Raw genomic sequence first — 18,518 nt, forward strand, 5'->3', positions numbered from 1 at the left:
ATTATTCCGCGGGAGGCAGCGCAGGAAGCTCCGCTTCCGGCGCGGGCGACACGACGGCCGCCTGCTTCTCGCGCTCGTCCAGGATCAGCTTGTCGCGCTTCATCGCGACTTCGCGGATCTTGGCCATGGAGGCGCCGGTGCCCGCCGGGATCAGCCGGCCGACGATGACGTTCTCCTTGAGACCTTCGAGCGGATCGACCTTGCCGTTGACCGCCGCTTCCGTGAGGACGCGGGTGGTCTCCTGGAACGAGGCCGCCGAGAAGAAGGAGCGGGTCTGGAGGCTCGCCTTGGTGATGCCGAGCAGAACCGGCGTTCCCGTAGCGATCTTCTTGCCCTCTTCCTTCGCCTTCTCGTTGAGCACGTCGAACTCGATCTTGTCGACCTGCTCGCCGGAGATCATGTCCGTGTCACCCTGGTCGGTGACTTCCACCTTCTGGAGCATCTGACGGACAATCACCTCGATGTGCTTGTCGTTGATGAGCACGCCCTGGAGCCGGTAGACCTCCTGGATCTCGTTGACCAGATAGGCCGCGAGCTCCTCGATGCCCTTGACCGCCAGGATGTCGTGCGGCGCCGGGTTGCCTTCGACGATGAAGTCGCCCTTTTCGACGACGTCGCCGTCCTGAAGGTGGATGTGCTTGCCCTTCGGGATCAGGTACTCGCGTGCCTCGTCGGTCTTGTCCATCGGCTCGATCGAGATGCGACGCTTGTTCTTGTAGTCGCGTCCGAACCGGATGGTGCCCGAGATTTCGGCGATGATCGCCGCATCCTTCGGACGCCGTGCCTCGAACAGTTCCGCCACCCGCGGCAGACCGCCGGTGATGTCACGCGTCTTGGCGCTTTCGGTCGAGACACGGGCGAGGATGTCGCCCGTATTGACCTTGGCTCCGACGTCGACCGAGAGAATAGCATCGACCGACAGCATGTAGCGGGCATCGCCGCCACGGGCGAGCTTGAGCACCTTGCCGTCCTTGCCCTTGACCACGATAGCCGGACGCAGGTCCGCGCCGCCGCGGGTCGAGCGCCAGTCGATGACCACGCGCTTGGCGATGCCGGTGGCCTCGTCGAGCGTTTCCGAGATCGACTGCCCCTCGACCAGATCCTCGAAGCCGATGGTACCTTCGACTTCGGTGAGCAGCGGACGAGTGTAGGGATCCCACTCGACGATGCGCTGGCCGCGCTTGACGGTGTCGCCCTCGTCGACGTGCAGGCGCGAACCGTACTGGATACGGTGCGTCGCACGCTCGGTGCCGTCGGCATCGACGATCGCGATCACCATGTTGCGGACCATCGCGACCAGGTGACCTTCGCTGTTGCGGGCGATGGCCTTGTTCCTGATCACGATCTTGCCGTCGAAGTTGGATTCGACGAACGACTGCTCGTTGAGCTGCGCCGCACCACCGATGTGGAAGGTGCGCATGGTCAGCTGGGTGCCGGGCTCGCCGATCGACTGCGCCGCGATGACGCCGACGGCTTCACCGTGGTTGACCGGCGAGCCGCGGGCGAGGTCGCGGCCGTAGCACATGCCGCAGATGCCGTTGACGAGCTCGCAGGTCAGTGCCGAGCGGATCTTCACCTCCTGCACGCCACCCTGGTGGATGGCGTCCAGATGGCTCTCTTCCATCAGCGTACCGCGCTTGATGATCACCTTGCCCGAGCTGTCACGCACGTCTTCGCAGGCCGTGCGGCCGAGGATGCGCGAGCCGAGCGAGGCGACCACGGTGCCGGCATCGACGATGGCGCGCATCTTGATGCCGAGCTTGGTGCCGCAGTCGTTCTGCGTGATGATGCAGTCCTGCGCCACGTCGACGAGACGACGGGTCAGGTAGCCCGAGTTCGCGGTCTTCAACGCGGTGTCCGCGAGGCCCTTACGGGCGCCGTGGGTCGAGTTGAAGTACTCGAGCACCGAGAGGCCTTCCTTGAAGTTCGAGATGATCGGCGTCTCGATGATCTCACCCGACGGCTTGGCCATCAGGCCGCGCATGCCGGCGAGCTGGCGCATCTGGGCCGGCGAACCGCGGGCACCGGAGTGAGCCATCATGTAGATCGAGTTGATGTCGGCATCCGCCCCGCTCGCCGTCTTCTTGGTCGAGGAGATCTCCTTCATCATCGCCTTGGCGATTTCTTCCGTGGCCTTCGACCAGGCGTCGACGACCTTGTTGTACTTCTCGCCATGGGTGATCAGACCGTCGTTGTACTGCTGCTCGAAATCCTTCGCCAGCGTACGGGTGGTGTCGACGATCTTCCACTTGGAGTTCGGCACGACCATGTCGTCCTTGCCGAACGAGATGCCGGCCTTGAACGCGTTGTAGAAGCCGAGCGCCATGATGCGGTCGCAGAAGATCACAGTCTCCTTCTGGCCGCAGTGACGGTAGACCTGGTCGATCACGCCCGAGATTTCGCGCTTGGTCATCAGCTTGTTGATGATCTCGTACGAAATCCGCGGGTTCTTCGGCAGCAGGTTGCCGAGCATAACGCGACCCGCGGTGGTCTCGATCCAGCGCGTCGAGACCTTGCCGGTCTCGTCCATGCCCTGCCACCGATACTTGATCTTGGTGTGGAGGTGGATGACCTTCGCGTGCAGCGCGTGCTCGAGCTCGGCCATGTCGCCGAAGATCTTGCCCTCGCCGGGCAGGCCTTCGCGCATGATCGAGACGTAGTAGAGACCGAGCACGATGTCCTGCGACGGCACGATGATCGGCTGGCCGTTCGCCGGATGCAGGATGTTGTTGGTCGACATCATCAGGACGCGCGCTTCCAGCTGCGCCTCGAGCGACAGCGGAACGTGCACGGCCATCTGGTCGCCGTCGAAGTCGGCGTTGAACGCGGCGCAGACCAGCGGATGCAGCTGGATCGCCTTGCCCTCGATCAGCACGGGCTCGAACGCCTGAATGCCGAGACGATGCAGCGTCGGTGCGCGGTTGAGCAGCACCGGATGCTCGCGGATCACCTCGTCCAGGATGTCCCAGACCTCGGGCCGCTCCTTCTCGACCAGCTTCTTCGCCTGCTTCACCGTGGTGGACAGGCCCTTGGCGTCAAGCCGCGAGTAGATGAACGGCTTGAACAGCTCGAGCGCCATCTTCTTCGGCAGGCCGCACTGGTGCAGGCGCAGCTCGGGACCGACCACGATCACCGAACGGCCCGAATAGTCGACGCGCTTGCCGAGCAGGTTCTGACGGAAGCGACCCTGCTTGCCCTTGAGCATGTCGGCGAGCGACTTCAGCGGGCGCTTGTTGGCACCCGTGATGACGCGGCCGCGGCGGCCGTTGTCGAACAGCGCATCGACCGCTTCCTGAAGCATGCGCTTCTCGTTGCGGATGATGATGTCCGGCGCGCGCAGCTCCATCAGCCGCTTCAAGCGGTTGTTGCGGTTGATGACGCGGCGGTAGAGGTCGTTGAGGTCCGAGGTCGCGAAGCGGCCGCCGTCCAGCGGCACCAGCGGACGCAGGTCCGGCGGAATCACCGGAACCACGGTCATGATCATCCATTCCGGCTTGTTGCCGGAGTGGCGGAACGCTTCCACGATCTTCAGGCGCTTGGCGAGCTTCTTGTGCTTGATGTCGGAGTCGGTCTCCTGCATCTCGAGGCGCAAGGTGGCTTCGAGCTTCTCGAGGTCCATGCCCTTGAGCAGCTCGCGGATCGCTTCCGCGCCGATCATGGCGGTGAAGGAATCCTGGCCGTACTCGTCCTGCGCCTTCAGATACTCATCTTCCGACAGCAGCTGACGGTCCTTGAGCGCGGTGAGGCCCGGCTCGAGCACGACGTAATATTCGAAGTAGAGGATCCGCTCGAGATCCTTCAGCGTCATGTCCAGCAGAAGGCCGATGCGCGAGGGCAGCGACTTCAGGAACCAGATGTGGGCGACGGGGGCTGCGAGCTCGATATGGCCCATGCGCTCGCGCCGGACGCGCGACAGCGTGACCTCGACCGAGCACTTCTCGCAGATGATGCCCTTGTACTTCATGCGCTTGTACTTGCCGCACAAGCACTCGTAGTCCTTGATCGGCCCGAAGATGCGGGCGCAGAACAGGCCGTCGCGCTCGGGCTTGAAGGTACGGTAGTTGATGGTCTCCGGCTTCTTGATCTCGCCGTAGGACCAGGACAGAATCTTCTCAGGAGACGCGATCGAAATCCGGATCTGGTCGAAGACCTGAGCCGGAGTCGTCGGGTTGAAGAGATTCATAATTTCTTGGTTCATCGTCTTCTCCTCGCGTGCCGGTCGCCTACGGCCGCAAATTCGAAAATCACTCAATCGGGGCGCCCTGCCCTCAAGGCCTCGGGAGGGGCGCCGATGCCCGGCCGTGAAGGCCGGGCATGAAAGGTCGTATTACTCGGCTGCTTCCGACGTCGGCGCCGGTCCCACCTTGGAGTTGTGCAGGTCGACGTTGAGGCCGAGCGAGCGCATTTCCTTGACCAGCACGTTGAACGATTCCGGAATACCGGCCTCGAACGTGTCGTCGCCGCGGACGATCGCCTCGTACACCTTGGTACGGCCGGCGACGTCGTCCGACTTCACCGTCAGCATCTCCTGGAGCGTGTACGCCGCGCCGTAAGCCTCGAGCGCCCACACTTCCATTTCACCGAAGCGCTGGCCACCGAACTGCGCCTTGCCGCCCAGCGGCTGCTGGGTGACGAGCGAGTACGGACCGATCGAACGCGCGTGGATCTTGTCGTCCACGAGATGGTGCAGCTTGAGCATGTAGATGTAGCCCACCGTCACCTTGCGATCGAAGGCATCGCCGGTACGGCCGTCATAGACGGTCGACTGACCCGAAGCGTCGAGACCGGCAAGCTTCAGCATCTCCTCGATGTCGGCTTCCTTGGCGCCGTCGAACACCGGCGTCGCGATCGGCACGCCGCGGCTCAGATTGTGACCAAGCTCGATCAACTCGTTGTCGTTGAGCGACTTGATCGTCTCGTCCTCGCCGTAGACCTTCTTCAAGGTTTCCTTCAGCGGCTTGATGTCCTGCTTCGACAGATAGGCATCGACCGTCTGGCCGATACGCTTGCCGAGGCCGGCGCAAGCCCAGCCGAGATGGGTCTCGAGGATCTGTCCGACGTTCATGCGCGAGGGCACGCCGAGCGGATTGAGCACGATGTCGGCATGCGTACCGTCTTCGAGGAACGGCATGTCCTCGATCGGCACGATCTTCGACACCACGCCCTTGTTGCCGTGGCGGCCGGCCATCTTGTCGCCAGGCTGGATCTTGCGCTTCACCGCGACGAAGACCTTGACCATCTTCATCACGCCGGGCGGCAATTCGTCACCGCGCTGAAGCTTCTCGACCTTGTCGAGGAAGCGCTGTTCCAGCCCCTTCTTCGACTCGTCGTACTGCTTCCGCATGGCCTCGATCTCGGCCATCAGCTTGTCGTTCGGCGAAGCGAACAGCCACCACTGCGACTTCGGGTACTCCTCGAGCACCGCACGGGTGATCTTGGTGTCCTTCTTGAAGCCCTTCGGGCCCGCAATGCCCTGCCGTCCCTCGAGGAGCTCGGCAAGACGGTTGTAGACGTTGCGGTCCAGGATCGCCTGCTCGTCGTCGCGGTCCTTGGCCAGACGCTCGATCTCTTCCCGCTCGATCGCCAGCGCACGCTCGTCCTTGTCGACGCCGTGACGGTTGAACACGCGCACTTCCACGATCGTGCCCTGCACGCCCGGAGGAACGCGCAGCGAGGTATCGCGAACGTCGGAGGCCTTTTCGCCGAAGATGGCGCGCAGAAGCTTTTCTTCCGGCGTCATCGGGCTTTCGCCCTTCGGCGTGATCTTGCCGACCAGGATGTCGCCGGCGCGCACTTCCGCGCCGATGTAGACGATACCGGCTTCGTCGAGGTTCTTCAGCGCTTCTTCCGAGACGTTCGGAATGTCGCGGGTGATTTCCTCAGGGCCGAGCTTGGTGTCGCGGGCCATCACCTCGAATTCCTCGATGTGGATCGAGGTGAAGACGTCTTCCTTCACGATCCGCTCGGAGAGCAGGATCGAGTCTTCGAAGTTGTAGCCGTTCCACGGCATGAACGCGACCAGCACGTTGCGGCCAAGCGCGAGCTCACCGAGATCGGTCGACGGACCGTCGGCGATGATGTCGCCCTTCTTGACGATGTCGCCGACCTTCACCAGCGGACGCTGGTTGATGCAGGTCGACTGGTTGGAGCGCTGGTACTTCATCAGACGGTAGATATCGACGCCCGACTTGGTCGGATCGAGATCTTCCGTGGCGCGGATGACGACGCGGGTCGCGTCGATCTGGTCGATCACGCCCGAACGGCGCGCCGCGATCGCGGCGCCCGAGTCACGCGCAACCACGCCTTCCATGCCGGTGCCGACGAACGGCGCCTCGGCGCGAACCAGCGGCACCGCCTGGCGCTGCATGTTCGAGCCCATCAGCGCGCGGTTGGCGTCGTCGTTTTCGAGGAACGGGATCAGCGCCGCGGCAACCGAAACGAGCTGCTTCGGCGACACGTCCATGTAGTCGACCTTGTCCGGCGTCACCGGCAAGACTTCGCCGGCGTGACGGCAGACCACGAGATCTTCGGTGAAGCGGCCCTTCGGGTCGAGCGGCACGTTGGCCTGCGCGACCGTGTAGCGGCCCTCTTCCATCGCCGAGAGGTACACGACCTCGTCGGTGACGCGACCGTCCTTGACCTTGCGGTACGGCGTCTCGACGAAGCCGTACTTGTTCACGCGCGCGAAGGTCGCGAGCGAGTTGATCAGGCCGATGTTCGGACCTTCCGGCGTCTCGATCGGGCAGATGCGGCCGTAATGCGTCGGATGCACGTCGCGCACCTCGAAGCCGGCGCGCTCGCGGGTCAGACCGCCCGGTCCAAGCGCCGACAGGCGGCGCTTGTGGGTGATCTCCGACAGCGGGTTGGTCTGGTCCATGAACTGCGAGAGCTGCGAGGAACCGAAGAACTCGCGCACGGCGGCAGCCGCCGGCTTCGCGTTGATCAGGTCCTGCGGCATGACCGTGTCGATGTCGACCGAGGACATGCGCTCCTTGATCGCGCGCTCCATGCGCAGCAGGCCGATGCGGTACTGGTTCTCCATGAGCTCGCCGACCGAGCGCACACGGCGGTTGCCGAGATGGTCGATGTCGTCGATCTCGCCCTTGCCGTCGCGCAAATCCACCAGCGTCTTGATGACGGAGAGGATGTCTTCCTTGCGCAGCGTACGCTGGGTGTCGGGCGCATCGAGGTCGAGGCGCATGTTCATCTTGACGCGGCCGACCGCGGACAGGTCGTAGCGCTCGGCGTCGAAGAACAGCGACTGGAACATCGCCTGCGCCGAATCCAGCGTCGGCGGCTCGCCCGGACGCATCACGCGGTAGATGTCGAACAGCGCGTCCTCGCGCGTCATGTTCTTGTCGGCCGAGAGCGTGTTGCGGATATAGGCGCCGACATTGACGTGGTCGATGTCGAGCAGCGGCAGTTCCTTGTAGCCCTGCTCGTTGAGGGCCTTCATCGACTTGTCGGTGATCTCTTCACCGGCTTCTGCGTGGATCTCGCCGGTCTTCGGGTTGACGAGGTCCTCGGCGAGATAGTTGCCGACGAGCTCCTCATCGGACAGCCGCAGCGCCTTCAGGCCCTTCTCCTGCATCTGACGCGCACCGCGCACGGTGAGCTTCTTGCCGGCCTCGAGCACGACCTTGCCGGTGTCGGCGTCGATCAGGTCGTTGATGGTCGAGTAGCCGCGGAAACGGTTGGCGTCGAACGGAACGCGCCAGCCTTCCTTGGTCCGCTTGTAGAGAATCTTCTTGTAGAACGTGGACAGGATCGCCTCGCCGTCGAGGCCGAGCGCGAACATCAGCGACGTCACCGGAATCTTGCGGCGACGGTCGATACGCGCATAGACGATGTCCTTGGCGTCGAACTCGATGTCGAGCCAGGAGCCGCGATACGGGATGACGCGGGCGGCGAACAGCAGCTTGCCCGAGGAATGGGTCTTGCCCTTGTCGTGGTCGAAGAACACGCCGGGCGACCGGTGCATCTGCGAGACGATGACGCGCTCGGTGCCGTTGACGATGAAGGTGCCGTTCATCGTCATGAGCGGAATGTCGCCCATGTAGACGTCCTGCTCCTTGATGTCCTTCACCGACTTCGCGCCGGTTTCCTCGTCGATATCGAACACGATGAGGCGCAGCGTCACCTTGAGGGGGGCCGCGAAGGTCATGCCGCGCTGGCGGCACTCGTCGACGTCATATTTCGGCTGCTCGAACTCGTAGCGGACGAATTCCAGCATCGAGGTGCCCGAGAAGTCGGAGATCGGGAACACCGAGCGGAACACCGCCTGCAGGCCCTCGTCGAGACGCCCGCCCGCGGGTTCGTCGACCATCAGGAACTGGTCATAGGACGCCTTCTGAACCTCGATGAGGTTCGGCATCTCGGCAACTTCCTTGATGTGTCCGAAAAACTTGCGAACGCGTTTGCGACCGGTGAATGTCTGCTGCGCCATCGTGGCCTCTCATTTCGTCGCCCGCTCTGGGCGCGCCGTCCGGAACGCAGCTGCCGCCGCTCCCCGGGTTGAATTTTTCGAACCCGCTTTGGGGACCAAAAATCCAGTTTCAGGCCGTCATGTCCTGAATCTGCTCTTCAGACCTTCAAAACGCAAAACGACGCGCGGGGCGCATAGGCACGCCCGCCCGTCACAACGATTGTCTTCACGGACTGCAAAAGCCCGAAATAGCCTGCTCTCCCAACGGCTTACAGGGAAATCCGGCATCCCTGCCCACCGCGCTTTCGTGCTGCCGAACCGATATGGGGCGACAATAGTGAAGATTCGAGGGGTTAACCCTCAAATCCTCACACTTTTTCGTGTTCGACCTGCGTCGGGACGTTCCGTCGCACGCCTTTTGCATATTGCCCACCCCTTTGAGAGGGTGGACCGAGACCCCGGTCTCGCTGATGCTCGCCCCGGGATCTCGCGCCAGTAAGCGTTGCTTACTTGAGCTCGACCTTCGCGCCAGCCTTCTCGAGCTGGACCTTGATCTTCTCGGCTTCGTCCTTGTTCACGCCTTCCTTGACAGGCTTCGGCGCGCCCTCGACGAGGTCCTTTGCTTCCTTCAGGCCCAGGCCGGTGATGGCGCGGACTTCCTTGATGACCTCGATCTTTTTGTCGCCGGCGGCGGCAAGAACGACCGTGAACTCGGTCTTCTCTTCAGCCGGAGCAGCGGCAGCGCCACCACCAGCCGGGCCGGCCACGGCGACAGCCGCGGCAGCCGAAACGCCCCACTTCTCTTCGAGGAGCTTCGCGAGTTCGGCAGCTTCGAGCACGGTGAGGCTCGAGAGGTCGTCAACGATCTTCTGCAAGTCAGCCATTGTTCAGTTTCCTTGAGTGTAAGTCTGGTTCGGGTTTGAGTTTTGCGAAGGGCGTCAGGCCGCTTCGCCCTTTGAGGCATGAGCCTGGATGACGCGCGCGAGCTTGCCCGCGGGCGCATTGGCGAGCTGAGCGATCTTGGTCGCCGGGGCCACAAGCAGGCCGACGATCTTGGCGCGCAGTTCATCAAGCGACGGCAGCGAGGCAAGCGCCTTCACGCCGTCGACATTCAGGACGGTCTTCCCCATCGAGCCGCCAATGATGACGAACTTTTCGTTCGCCTTGGCGAATTCGATGGCGACCTTCGGCGCCGCTACCGGATCGTTCGAAGTGGCGATCACGGTCGGTCCCTTCAGCATGGGGCCGATGGCAACGACGTCGGTGCCTTCAAGAGCAATTTTGGCGAGACGGTTCTTCGAGACCTTCACCGAGGCGCCAGCTTGCTTCATCTGCATACGCAGCTTCTGCATCTGGGCAACGGTCAGGCCGGAATATTGAGCAACGACCGCGACGCTCGTGGTCTTGAAGACCCCATTGAGCTGTTCGACCGCTTCCTTTTTTGCCGCTCGTTCCACAGCAAGCTCTTTCCGGTTGGCGGTCATCGCGAGAAGCGGGACCGCCGGGTTGCACCCATCGTCCCACCCAAAACCTGAACCTCGGGGCCAAAACCCCTTGGACACGCGCCGGGCGAGACGACAATTCAAAGCCTGCCCTCCGGGAGCCCTTAAGGCCCACGGCGTGTCGAGGTCCGAACCAGACCCGTTTCGCAAGCCAGCCGTTAAAGCTAGGCGCGAAGTGAAATCCGGTCTTCACCCGTCTATGCAGGCCATACGATTAAGCCGTTGAGAAATCGAAATTTCCCGCGGGCGCCTGCAGTCTTGGACAGGACAAGGTCAGCCGGTGAACCGTCCGACCCCTGCCCGCACTCCACCAACCGACGGGCTTTCCTTCCTTTTCGGGCAAATCCTCACGGACGTCCTGAAAAGGAATGATCTCCTGCCTTGTCGGGTTTTCGGAATGCGTGCACGAACGCGCCAGCCGAGGCCGGCACGTCCGGAAGCGGTTCTTTAACCGCTCGGAGCCCGCTTGCCAAGAGCAAAATTCGCACCAGTTCCAATCCGTCGCCGGCCGGGCTTGAGGCGGCCCGACAAGGGCCGATTCAGCCCGATTTGACCCCATATGGCAGCGGCTCGCCCGCGAAGAAGGCCGTCAGGTTCGCCAGCACGCAGTTCTGCATGGCGACGTGCGATTCGAGGGTGTGGCCGCCGATATGCGGGGCGAACACGACATTGGGGAGCGCCGTCAGCGCGTCGGGGGCGCGCGGCTCCTTCTCGAAGACGTCGAGGCCGGCGCCGGCGATGGTCCTGTCGGAGAGCGCAGCGACCAGGGCCTTCTCGTCGATCACCGAGCCGCGGGAGATGTTGACGACATAGCCGTGCTCCCCGAGTCGCCCGAGCATATCGGCGTTGACGACGTGCTGGGTCTCGGCCCCTGCCCGGACCGCGATCATCAGCACGCTGCACCAGTCGGCCAGCGCCTCCAGCGTCGGGAAATATTGATAGGGCAGATCGTATTTGCTGCGGCTGAAATAGCCGACCTCGCTCTCGAAGGCGGCGCAGCGCGCCGCGATCTTGCGACCGATCTCGCCCATGCCGTAGACGCCGATACGGCGGCCGGGCATGCCGGCCTGCGGGCGCATCATCGGCGACTGCTTTGACGCCGCCCAATCGCCGCTCCGGACATATTGGTCGGCGACCAGGATCCGCCGCGTCGTCGCCAGCATCAGGGTCATCGCGATGTCGGCGACGGAGGCCGCATTGGCACCGGGGCTGTGCCCGACCGCGATGTTGCGGGCGGCGGCCGCCTTCAGGTCGACGCCGTCATAGCCGGTGCCGTAGCAGACGATGGCGCCGAGCTTTGGGAACAGGTCCATCGCCTCTGCCCCGAGCGGCGAGCCACCAGCGGTGAGCATCGCGCGGATACCGCCAAGCTCATCGGCCGAAAACACCTCGCGCGCCGGCTTGCCGCCGGTGTCGAGCAGTTCGAACCGCTCGGCGAAGCGCGCCATCATCGTCTTCGGGAAGCGCGAGTAGATCAGGACCTTGTCAGCCATTTTTTCTTGTTTCCCGGTTCTTGCTTCCGATGAACGCCACAAACGACGAGGGGCGGAATCGGTTGCCCAATTCCGCCCCTCGCCTCATGCAATTTCCAAACCTCAGCCGAGAATCGTGCCCGGCTCGACCTTCACGCCGGGGCCCATCGTCGAGGACACCGCAACGCGCTGGATGTAGGTGCCCTTGGAGCCAGCCGGCTTCGCCTTCGAGACAGCATCGGCCAGGGCCTTGATGTTCTCGACCAGCTTCTCCTCGGAGAACGAGGCCTTGCCGACGCCGGCCTGCAAGATGCCGGCCTTCTCGACGCGGAACTCGACCGAGCCGCCCTTGGCACCCTTCACCGCACCGGTGACGTCCATGGTCACGGTGCCGATCTTCGGGTTCGGCATCAGGCCGCGCGGGCCGAGCACCTTACCGAGACGGCCGACCAGCGGCATCATGTCGGGGGTGGCGATGCAGCGGTCGAAATCGATCGAGCCGTTCTGCACCTTCTCGACCAGGTCCTCGGCGCCGACGACGTCGGCACCCGCAGCCTTGGCCTCATCGGCCTTGGCGCCGCGGGCGAACACGCCGACGCGGAGCGTACGGCCGGTGCCGTTCGGCAGGGTCACGACGCCGCGGACCATCTGGTCGGCGTGACGCGGATCGACGCCGAGATTGATCGCGACCTCGATGGTCTCGTCGAACTTCGCCTTGGCGCGTTCCTTGACCATCTTGATGGCGTCCGCGAGCGGGTAAAGCTTTTCGCGGTCAACACCTTCGCGGGCTTTGTTCAAACGCTTTCCGATTGCCATGACCGCTTACCCCGCCACTTCCAGACCCATCGAACGGGCAGAGCCCTCGACCATCTTCATGGCCGACTCGATGGAATCGCAATTGAGATCCTTCATCTTCTTCTCGGCGATCTCGCGCACCTGCGCCTTGGTCACCTTGCCGGCCTTGTCGCGGCCCGGCGCCTTCGAGCCGGACTGGATCTTGGCGGCCTGCTTGAGGAAGAAGGACATCGGGGGCGTCTTCATCTCGAACGTGAACGAACGATCGGCGTAGATCGTGATCACGACGGGAATCGGGGTGTTCTTTTCTTCCTTCTGGGTCTGCGCGTTGAACGCCTTGCAGAACTCCATGATGTTGAGACCGCGCTGACCAAGCGCGGGACCGATCGGGGGCGAAGGATTCGCCGCACCGGCCGGGACCTGAAGCTTCAGGTATCCGGTCACTTTCTTTGCCATGTATCACTCCTGTTGTGCCGGCCAGGCCGGCGGTTTCAGGTTCGTGGTCTGGGTCGGATGCGGCTGGCAACCGCCCTCTCCCTCCCACGGCCTCTTGCTAGCGTGAGACCGAAGCCTCACGCCTCAATCGATCAGACCTTCTCGACCTGACCGAATTCCAGTTCGACCGGCGTGGCGCGGCCGAAGATCGACACTGCGACCTTCACGCGCGAGCGCGCCTCGTCGATTTCCTCGACCACACCCGAGAACGAGGCGAACGGGCCATCGGCCACGCGCACGTTCTCGCCAATCTCGAACGACACCGACGCCTTCGGCCGTTCCACGCCCTCCTGCACCTGGTGCAGGATGCGCATAGCCTCGGCTTCCGAGATCGGCATCGGCTTGTTCTCGGCGCCGAGGAAGCCCGTGACCTTCGGGGTGTTCTTGATCAGATGAAACGCCTCGTCGGTCAGCTTCATCTTCACCAGCACGTAGCCCGGGAAGAACTTGCGCTCGGCGTCGATCTTGCGGCCGCGGCGCACTTCCGTGACCTTCTCGGTCGGAACCAGCACCAGCTCGAACAACTCCTCGAGCCCGCGCTGCTTGGCCTGCTCGCGGATCGATTCGGCGACCTTCTTCTCGAAGTTCGAGTAGGCGTGGACGATGTACCAGCGCTTGTCGGACGATTGGGTTGCAGCGGCTGTTGCCATCAGTGAATGCCCAAAAGGAAGGTGATGAGGTAACGGATGATCTGGTCGGCGGCGAAGAAGAAGATTGAGGCCACGGCGACCATCACGAACACCATGATAGTGGTGATCGTGGTCTCACGACGGGTCGGCCAGGTGACCTTCGCGGTCTCCGAGCGCACTTCCTGCAAGAACTTGAACGGGCTGACTGCCATCGTTTGATGTCCAACGTCCGTCGACAGACGCGAATGAATTTCAGGGATCCGAACAGCCGCCGTTGGCCCAGCCCTCTGTCTCGAAGGATGAGCCGGGAAACCGGGCTCGATTGTTCGGGGATTTCAAAGCCGCGCCGGAAATCCGCTTTTAACGGGCCGGCTGCGAGTGCGGGGTAGATACTGCGGATGAGGCCAAAGGTCAAGATGTGGGCTGGCCGGGACACGCGCGGCCGAGGCCAGCGGACCCGATCCGGATCAAGGGCTTACCCGGTCCGCATGATCCACGGTCCGAGCTTGTCAGCCCGCCGCCGTCCTGCCTGTCGATCCTGATTGTCTGGGATTAGCTGGCAGGAGTGGCAGGGCTCGAACCTGCGACCCCCGGTTTTGGAGACCGGTGCTCTACCAATTGAGCTACACTCCTACGGACCCTCGCGTCGCCACGCGGATCAGGGGCGCTTTCAAGCACAGGGGACGGCTGGTTTGCAAGGGTGAAGCGCGCTGGCTTCGCTTGTTTGTGCCGCGCCTTCTGGGCCAGAGTTCATTCCCGATAATAATGTGCCCCCGGGAGTGAACATGACTGCCACAGCCGCCGCCCAAGCCGCCACCGCGCCGAAAACCCCGCCTTTGCCCGAGGCCAGGCCGGAAACGCTGGGCCTGTCGCGCCCTCGCCTCCAGGCGATGTCGGACGCCTTCAAGCGCGAGATCGACAAGGGAACCATTCCCGGGGTGACCGTGCTGGTCGCCCGGCGCGGCCAGGTCGGCTGGTTCGAGGCGCTTGGCAAGCAGAGCCCGGCGGGAGCCGCGCCGATGGCGCTTGATTCGATCTTCCGGATCTTCTCGATGACCAAGCCGATCGTCTCGGTCGGCATCATGGCGCTGGTCGAGGATGGCCATTTGCTGCTCGCCGATCCCGTCGCCAAGTTCATTCCGGAGTTCGCGGACCAGAAGGTCGGCGTGGTCAGCGGCGGCAAGCTGGAACTGGTTCCGCCCCGGCGGCCGATGACGGTGCAGGACCTGCTCCGCCACACCTCTGGTCTCACCTATGAGCACCAGGGCGACGGCCCCGTGCACAAGCTCTACCAGGAGTCCCGCGTTCGCAGCCGCAAGATCACCAATGCCGAGCATGCCGCGCTGGCGGCAAGCTTCCCGCTGGTCTGCCATCCCGGCGACGAGTTCAACTATAGCCGCTCCACCGACATCCTCGGCCGCATCATCGAGGTCGTCAGCGGCAAATCGCTCGGCGCGTTCCTCACCGAGCGCATCCTCGCGCCGTTGCAGATGACTGAAACCGCCTTCTCCACCAGCGAAGCCAATGCCGGCCGGCTCGCTCAGCCGTTCGAAGCCGATCCCTGGACCGGCGACAAGGTCGCGTTGTTCAACATGCTCGAGCAGCCGGTGATGGAGTCCGGCGGCGGCGGTCTGGTCTCGACCACGATGGACTATGCCCGCTTCGCGCTGATGCTGCGCAACGACGGCACGCTCGACGGCAACAGGATCATCGGCCGCAAGACGCTGGAGCTGATGGCATCCGATCATCTCGGGCCGCACGTCGTGACCAACGGCACACTGCTGTCGCCGGGCCACGGCTTCGGCCTCGGCTTCGCCGTGCGCCGCGAGGCCGGCATCGCGCCGTTCCCCGGCAGCGTCGGCCAGTATTTCTGGAGCGGCATTGCGGGGACGTTCTTCTGGATCGACCCGAAGGAGGATCTGTTCGTCGTGTTTATGTCGCAGGGACCGGGGCAGCGCGACCACACGCGGACGCTGGTGCGGGATCTGGTTTACGCGGCGGTGGATTGAGGAGACGCCAGTTAGACGCGGCGTTGCATCTGCACAATCGCTGTCATGCCCCGGCTTGACCGGGGCATCCAGTACGCCGCGGCGGATGTTGTGAGAGCGAGCACTCTATTGCCGGTCTCTGGAATACTGGATCGCCCGCCTTCGCGGGCGATGACACCGATGTTGGGGTGGGCTGCTTGCCCCCTCCCACTTCGACCACCTCAACTGATCGTCGCGCCGCCGTCGATTACCATGGTCTGGCCGGTCATGAAGTCGCCGGCCTTCGATCCCAGGAACACGGCGGCGCCGGCGATCTCGTCGGGGATGCCGATGCGCAGCAGCGGCGAGCGCGAGGTCGAGGCCTTCAAATTCTCCGGATTGTCCCACAGTGCCTTGGCAAAATCGGTCTTGATCAGGCCGGGGGCGATGCAGTTCACGCGGATGTTGTGCTTGCCGTACTCGCAGGCGAGGTTGCGCGCGAGCTGCATGTCGGCGGCCTTGGAAATCGCGTAGGCGCCGAGAATGGTCGAGCCTTTGAGGCCGCCGATCGAGGAGACGATGATGATCGAGCCGTCCTTGCGCTCGATCATCTGCGGCACCACCATCGAGATCAGCCAGTTGTTGGCGACGATGTTGTTGTCGAGAATCTTCCTGAACTGATCGTCGGAGATGCCGGCGAGCGGACCGTAATACGGGTTCGACGCGGCGTTGCAGACCAGCACGTCGATCTTGCCGAAGGCGCGGTTGCTCTCGTCGATGAGGTTTTGCAGATTTTCCTTCGACGAGATGTTGGCGGCGATCGCAACCGCCGTGCCGTTGCCGAACTTGTCGTTGATGCCCTTCGCAACCTGATCGCAGACGTCGGCCTTGCGCGAGGAGATCACGACTTTGGCGCCGTGCTCGGCCATGCGCTCGGCGATCGCAAGCCCGATGCCGCGCGTCGAGCCGGTGATGACGGCGACTTTTCCCTTCATGTCGAACAAGGTCATGTTTCTCTCCCAGAGTACGTTTTGATTGGCTTGAAGCCTACGCCGCGTCCGCGCGCGCGGACAATGGCGTCAGGCGAGCTTCTTGACTTCCGGCCCCGCCGGCTGATGCATCTCGGCGTGCGCGTCATCAGCGATCCACGGCTGCTGGTTGACCATCGGCAAGCGCCAGACCGAGCGCTCGGAGCTCGAGAAATAATCGAGCCGAGTGATCGATACATTGTCGATGTCGAACGACAGTGCCCGCTCCACCTGGCCGTCGAGCGCGAGGCCGATCGCCGCCTTGATGGTGCCGCCATGCGCAACCGCGATGACGTCCTGCCCGGCCGCCTCGTTGTTGATCCGCTCGACGGTGCGGCGCGTGCGGTTGTAGAGATCCATGAAGCTTTCGCCGCCGGGCGCGGGCTCGTTGATGTCGGCGAACCAGCTCGAGCCGACGGGGCGGCTCGCGATGAACTGGGCGCGGTTCATGCCTTGCCAGCGGCCGAGATTCTGTTCGGCCAGGTCTGCTTCCCATTTCATCGACGCAGGCTTCGGGTAACCGGCCGCCCAGATCGCTTCCGCGGTCTGGTGGGTGCGCATCAGATTGCTCGAATACCAGACCGCCTTGCGTGGCAGCACCCTGGCAACAGCATTGAAGACGTAGGTGTCGCTGGTGTCGCAGGCGAGATCGCTCTGCCCGTAAATGTTGCCGCCGTCATTGCGCACCGGCGCATGACGGACCCACCACCATCGCGTCGTGACCACATTCGGCTTTTCTGCGGCTGCCATCGAAACCCTTCCATCCCGTTTGATGTCGCTGTACGTCAGGTGTGAACGTGTCTCAAGACACTTTACCGTTTGAAATCTTGTTTGAAATTCCGTCGCGCGGCAAGCGTCGCGCAGCATACCAAAGGGAGAAACGCATGGGCCGTTTGCAAGGCAAATCCGTCATCATCACCGGCGCCGGCAGCGGCATCGGCCGCGCCGCCGCACTCCTCTTCACCAGAGAAGGCGCCAAGCTGATCGCGGTCGATCGCACCGAGGCGGTGAAGGAGACTGTCGACGAGGTGAAGAAGGCCGGCGGCGTCGCGGAAGCCATGGTGGCGGACGCGGGCTCCGAAAAGGACGTCATGGCCGTCATCGACAAGGCGGTGAAGACGCACGGCCGGCTCGACGTGATCTGGGCCAATGCCGGCGTCTCCGGCGGGCTCGTGCCGCTCGGCGAGCAGACCGTGGAACAGTGGCAGGAGGTGCTGCGCGTCAACCTGATCGGCCCGTTCCTCGCGGTGAAGCATGCGATGCCGCACATGGTGAAGCAGCAGTCCGGCGCGATCGTGCTCACGGCGTCCGTCGCGGGCCTCAAGGCCGGCGCTAGCGGGCATCCCTATGCGGCGAGCAAGGCCGGCGTGATCAGCCTGGTGCAGACCACGGCGTATTCGCTCACCGGCACCGGCGTGCGCATCAACGCGGTGTGCCCGGGCCTGATCGAGACCGGCATGACCAAACCGATCTTCGACCGCGCCAAGGAGCGCGGCACCCAGGACAAGATCGGCCAGCTCAATCCGTTGAAGCGCCCCGGCCAGCCGCACGAGCTCGCGGCGATGGGGCTGTTCCTGGCCAGCGACGAGGCGTCGTATGTGAATGGCCAGGCGTTCCCGGTGGACGGTGGTTTGACTGCGTCGATGCCGTATACGGGCAAGCCGGTTTAGCACGCGCTTTCTCGTGTCCCGGACGCGCTGCAACGCCTCTTAGCGTTGCTGCGCAGAGCCGGGACCCAGCGGACCGCGCGCCTCGATGATGCATGGGCCCCGGCTCTGCAGCGCATCACTTCGTGCTGCGCTGCGTCCGGGGCACGAGAGTGCGCTTTGGTACGCAGCTGTTTCATCGTCATTGCGAGCGCAGCGAAGCAATCCAGAATCCCTCCGCGGAGGCAGTCTGGATTGCTTCGTCGCAAGAGCTCCTCGCAATGACGGAGTGTGGGGTGACACGGCCGCTTCATTATTCGCACCTTCATCGCAGACACACCATCGCATCCTCGCGGCTTGTTTCACCCGAGCTTTGCCTCGATGCCTCACCCCCAATTGAAAGAGGGCGCAGGGAAGACCGGGAGCCGATTGGCTCCCATGGACCGCCATGCCATGAGTAGTCTGCGCTACAATGCACAGCGGGTAACAGGGCAACCGGAGCATCCCGGCCTTCCCTGCGCAATGGTTGGAACGGCTTATGTCGTGCTCTCCCCGGGGA

At 63.5% G+C, this 18,518-nt stretch carries 13 protein-coding genes and 1 tRNA gene; 2 read left to right on the forward strand and 12 right to left on the reverse strand.

From position 1 onward, the window contains the following. Nucleotide 1: 1 nt before the first annotated feature. The 10 genes from rpoC to QJT78_RS28785 all read right to left on the reverse strand — a co-directional run bounded on the left by rpoC (nucleotide 2) and on the right by QJT78_RS28785 (nucleotide 13,951). Complete coding sequence (gene rpoC, locus QJT78_RS28740; protein WP_038942314.1) at nucleotides 2-4,198, reverse strand: DNA-directed RNA polymerase subunit beta'; 4,197 nt, start codon at nucleotides 4,196-4,198, stop codon at nucleotides 2-4. Between the two features lie 129 nt (nucleotides 4,199-4,327). Next, on the reverse strand, nucleotides 4,328-8,446 hold the full coding sequence (gene rpoB / locus QJT78_RS28745) for a DNA-directed RNA polymerase subunit beta (RefSeq protein ID WP_028152884.1): 4,119 nt from the start codon (nucleotides 8,444-8,446) through the stop codon (nucleotides 4,328-4,330). Nucleotides 8,447-8,931: 485 nt separating this feature from the next. Continuing rightward, nucleotides 8,932-9,309: a 50S ribosomal protein L7/L12 gene (gene rplL, locus QJT78_RS28750; protein WP_028152883.1), complete on the reverse strand. Its 378-nt coding sequence runs from the start codon at nucleotides 9,307-9,309 to the stop codon at nucleotides 8,932-8,934. 54 nt (nucleotides 9,310-9,363) lie between these two features. Continuing rightward, entirely contained in the window at nucleotides 9,364-9,882 is a 519-nt protein-coding gene (gene rplJ / locus QJT78_RS28755; RefSeq protein WP_028152882.1) for a 50S ribosomal protein L10, read from the reverse strand. 584 nt (nucleotides 9,883-10,466) lie between these two features. After that, nucleotides 10,467-11,420, reverse strand: a complete 954-nt coding sequence (locus QJT78_RS28760) for a 2-hydroxyacid dehydrogenase (RefSeq protein WP_028152881.1) — start codon at nucleotides 11,418-11,420, stop codon at nucleotides 10,467-10,469. Between the two features lie 102 nt (nucleotides 11,421-11,522). Next, entirely contained in the window at nucleotides 11,523-12,215 is a 693-nt protein-coding gene (gene rplA / locus QJT78_RS28765; protein ID WP_014494487.1) for a 50S ribosomal protein L1, read from the reverse strand. Nucleotides 12,216-12,221: 6 nt separating this feature from the next. Further along, the gene (gene rplK / locus QJT78_RS28770) at nucleotides 12,222-12,650 is read right to left on the reverse strand and encodes a 50S ribosomal protein L11 (RefSeq protein ID WP_006611824.1); all 429 of its coding nucleotides are present in this window, start codon (nucleotides 12,648-12,650) and stop codon (nucleotides 12,222-12,224) included. Nucleotides 12,651-12,781: 131 nt separating this feature from the next. Continuing rightward, complete coding sequence (nusG, locus tag QJT78_RS28775; protein WP_038942315.1) at nucleotides 12,782-13,339, reverse strand: transcription termination/antitermination protein NusG; 558 nt, start codon at nucleotides 13,337-13,339, stop codon at nucleotides 12,782-12,784. Further along, nucleotides 13,339-13,530, reverse strand: a complete 192-nt coding sequence (gene secE / locus QJT78_RS28780) for a preprotein translocase subunit SecE (RefSeq protein WP_007611620.1) — start codon at nucleotides 13,528-13,530, stop codon at nucleotides 13,339-13,341. Before secE ends, nusG begins: the two co-directional genes overlap by 1 nt. A gap of 345 nt (nucleotides 13,531-13,875) precedes the next feature. After that, nucleotides 13,876-13,951 (reverse strand) — tRNA-Trp (locus QJT78_RS28785). Nucleotides 13,952-14,103: 152 nt separating this feature from the next. Between QJT78_RS28785 and QJT78_RS28790 the strand changes: the two genes are divergently transcribed. Next, nucleotides 14,104-15,327 carry a serine hydrolase domain-containing protein gene (locus QJT78_RS28790; protein ID WP_028152879.1) on the forward strand — a complete coding sequence of 408 codons (1,224 nt, stop codon included), beginning with the start codon at nucleotides 14,104-14,106 and terminating at the stop codon, nucleotides 15,325-15,327. 200 nt (nucleotides 15,328-15,527) lie between these two features. Here the strand turns inward: QJT78_RS28790 and QJT78_RS28795 are convergent, their stop codons facing one another. Together QJT78_RS28795 and QJT78_RS28800 are read right to left on the reverse strand one after the other, a co-directional pair. After that, on the reverse strand, nucleotides 15,528-16,295 hold the full coding sequence (locus QJT78_RS28795; RefSeq protein WP_028152878.1) for an SDR family oxidoreductase: 768 nt from the start codon (nucleotides 16,293-16,295) through the stop codon (nucleotides 15,528-15,530). 69 nt (nucleotides 16,296-16,364) lie between these two features. After that, the gene (locus tag QJT78_RS28800) at nucleotides 16,365-17,063 is read right to left on the reverse strand and encodes a histidine phosphatase family protein (RefSeq protein ID WP_038942316.1); all 699 of its coding nucleotides are present in this window, start codon (nucleotides 17,061-17,063) and stop codon (nucleotides 16,365-16,367) included. 134 nt (nucleotides 17,064-17,197) lie between these two features. Between QJT78_RS28800 and QJT78_RS28805 the strand changes: the two genes are divergently transcribed. Further along, nucleotides 17,198-17,983 (forward strand): SDR family oxidoreductase, encoded by a 786-nt coding sequence (locus QJT78_RS28805; RefSeq protein ID WP_028152877.1) that lies wholly within the window; start codon nucleotides 17,198-17,200, stop codon nucleotides 17,981-17,983. Nucleotides 17,984-18,518 lie beyond the last annotated feature (535 nt).

The sequence above is a fragment of the Bradyrhizobium sp. Mp27 genome (assembly GCF_029953005.1).
Taxonomy (GTDB): domain Bacteria; phylum Pseudomonadota; class Alphaproteobacteria; order Rhizobiales; family Xanthobacteraceae; genus Bradyrhizobium; species Bradyrhizobium barranii.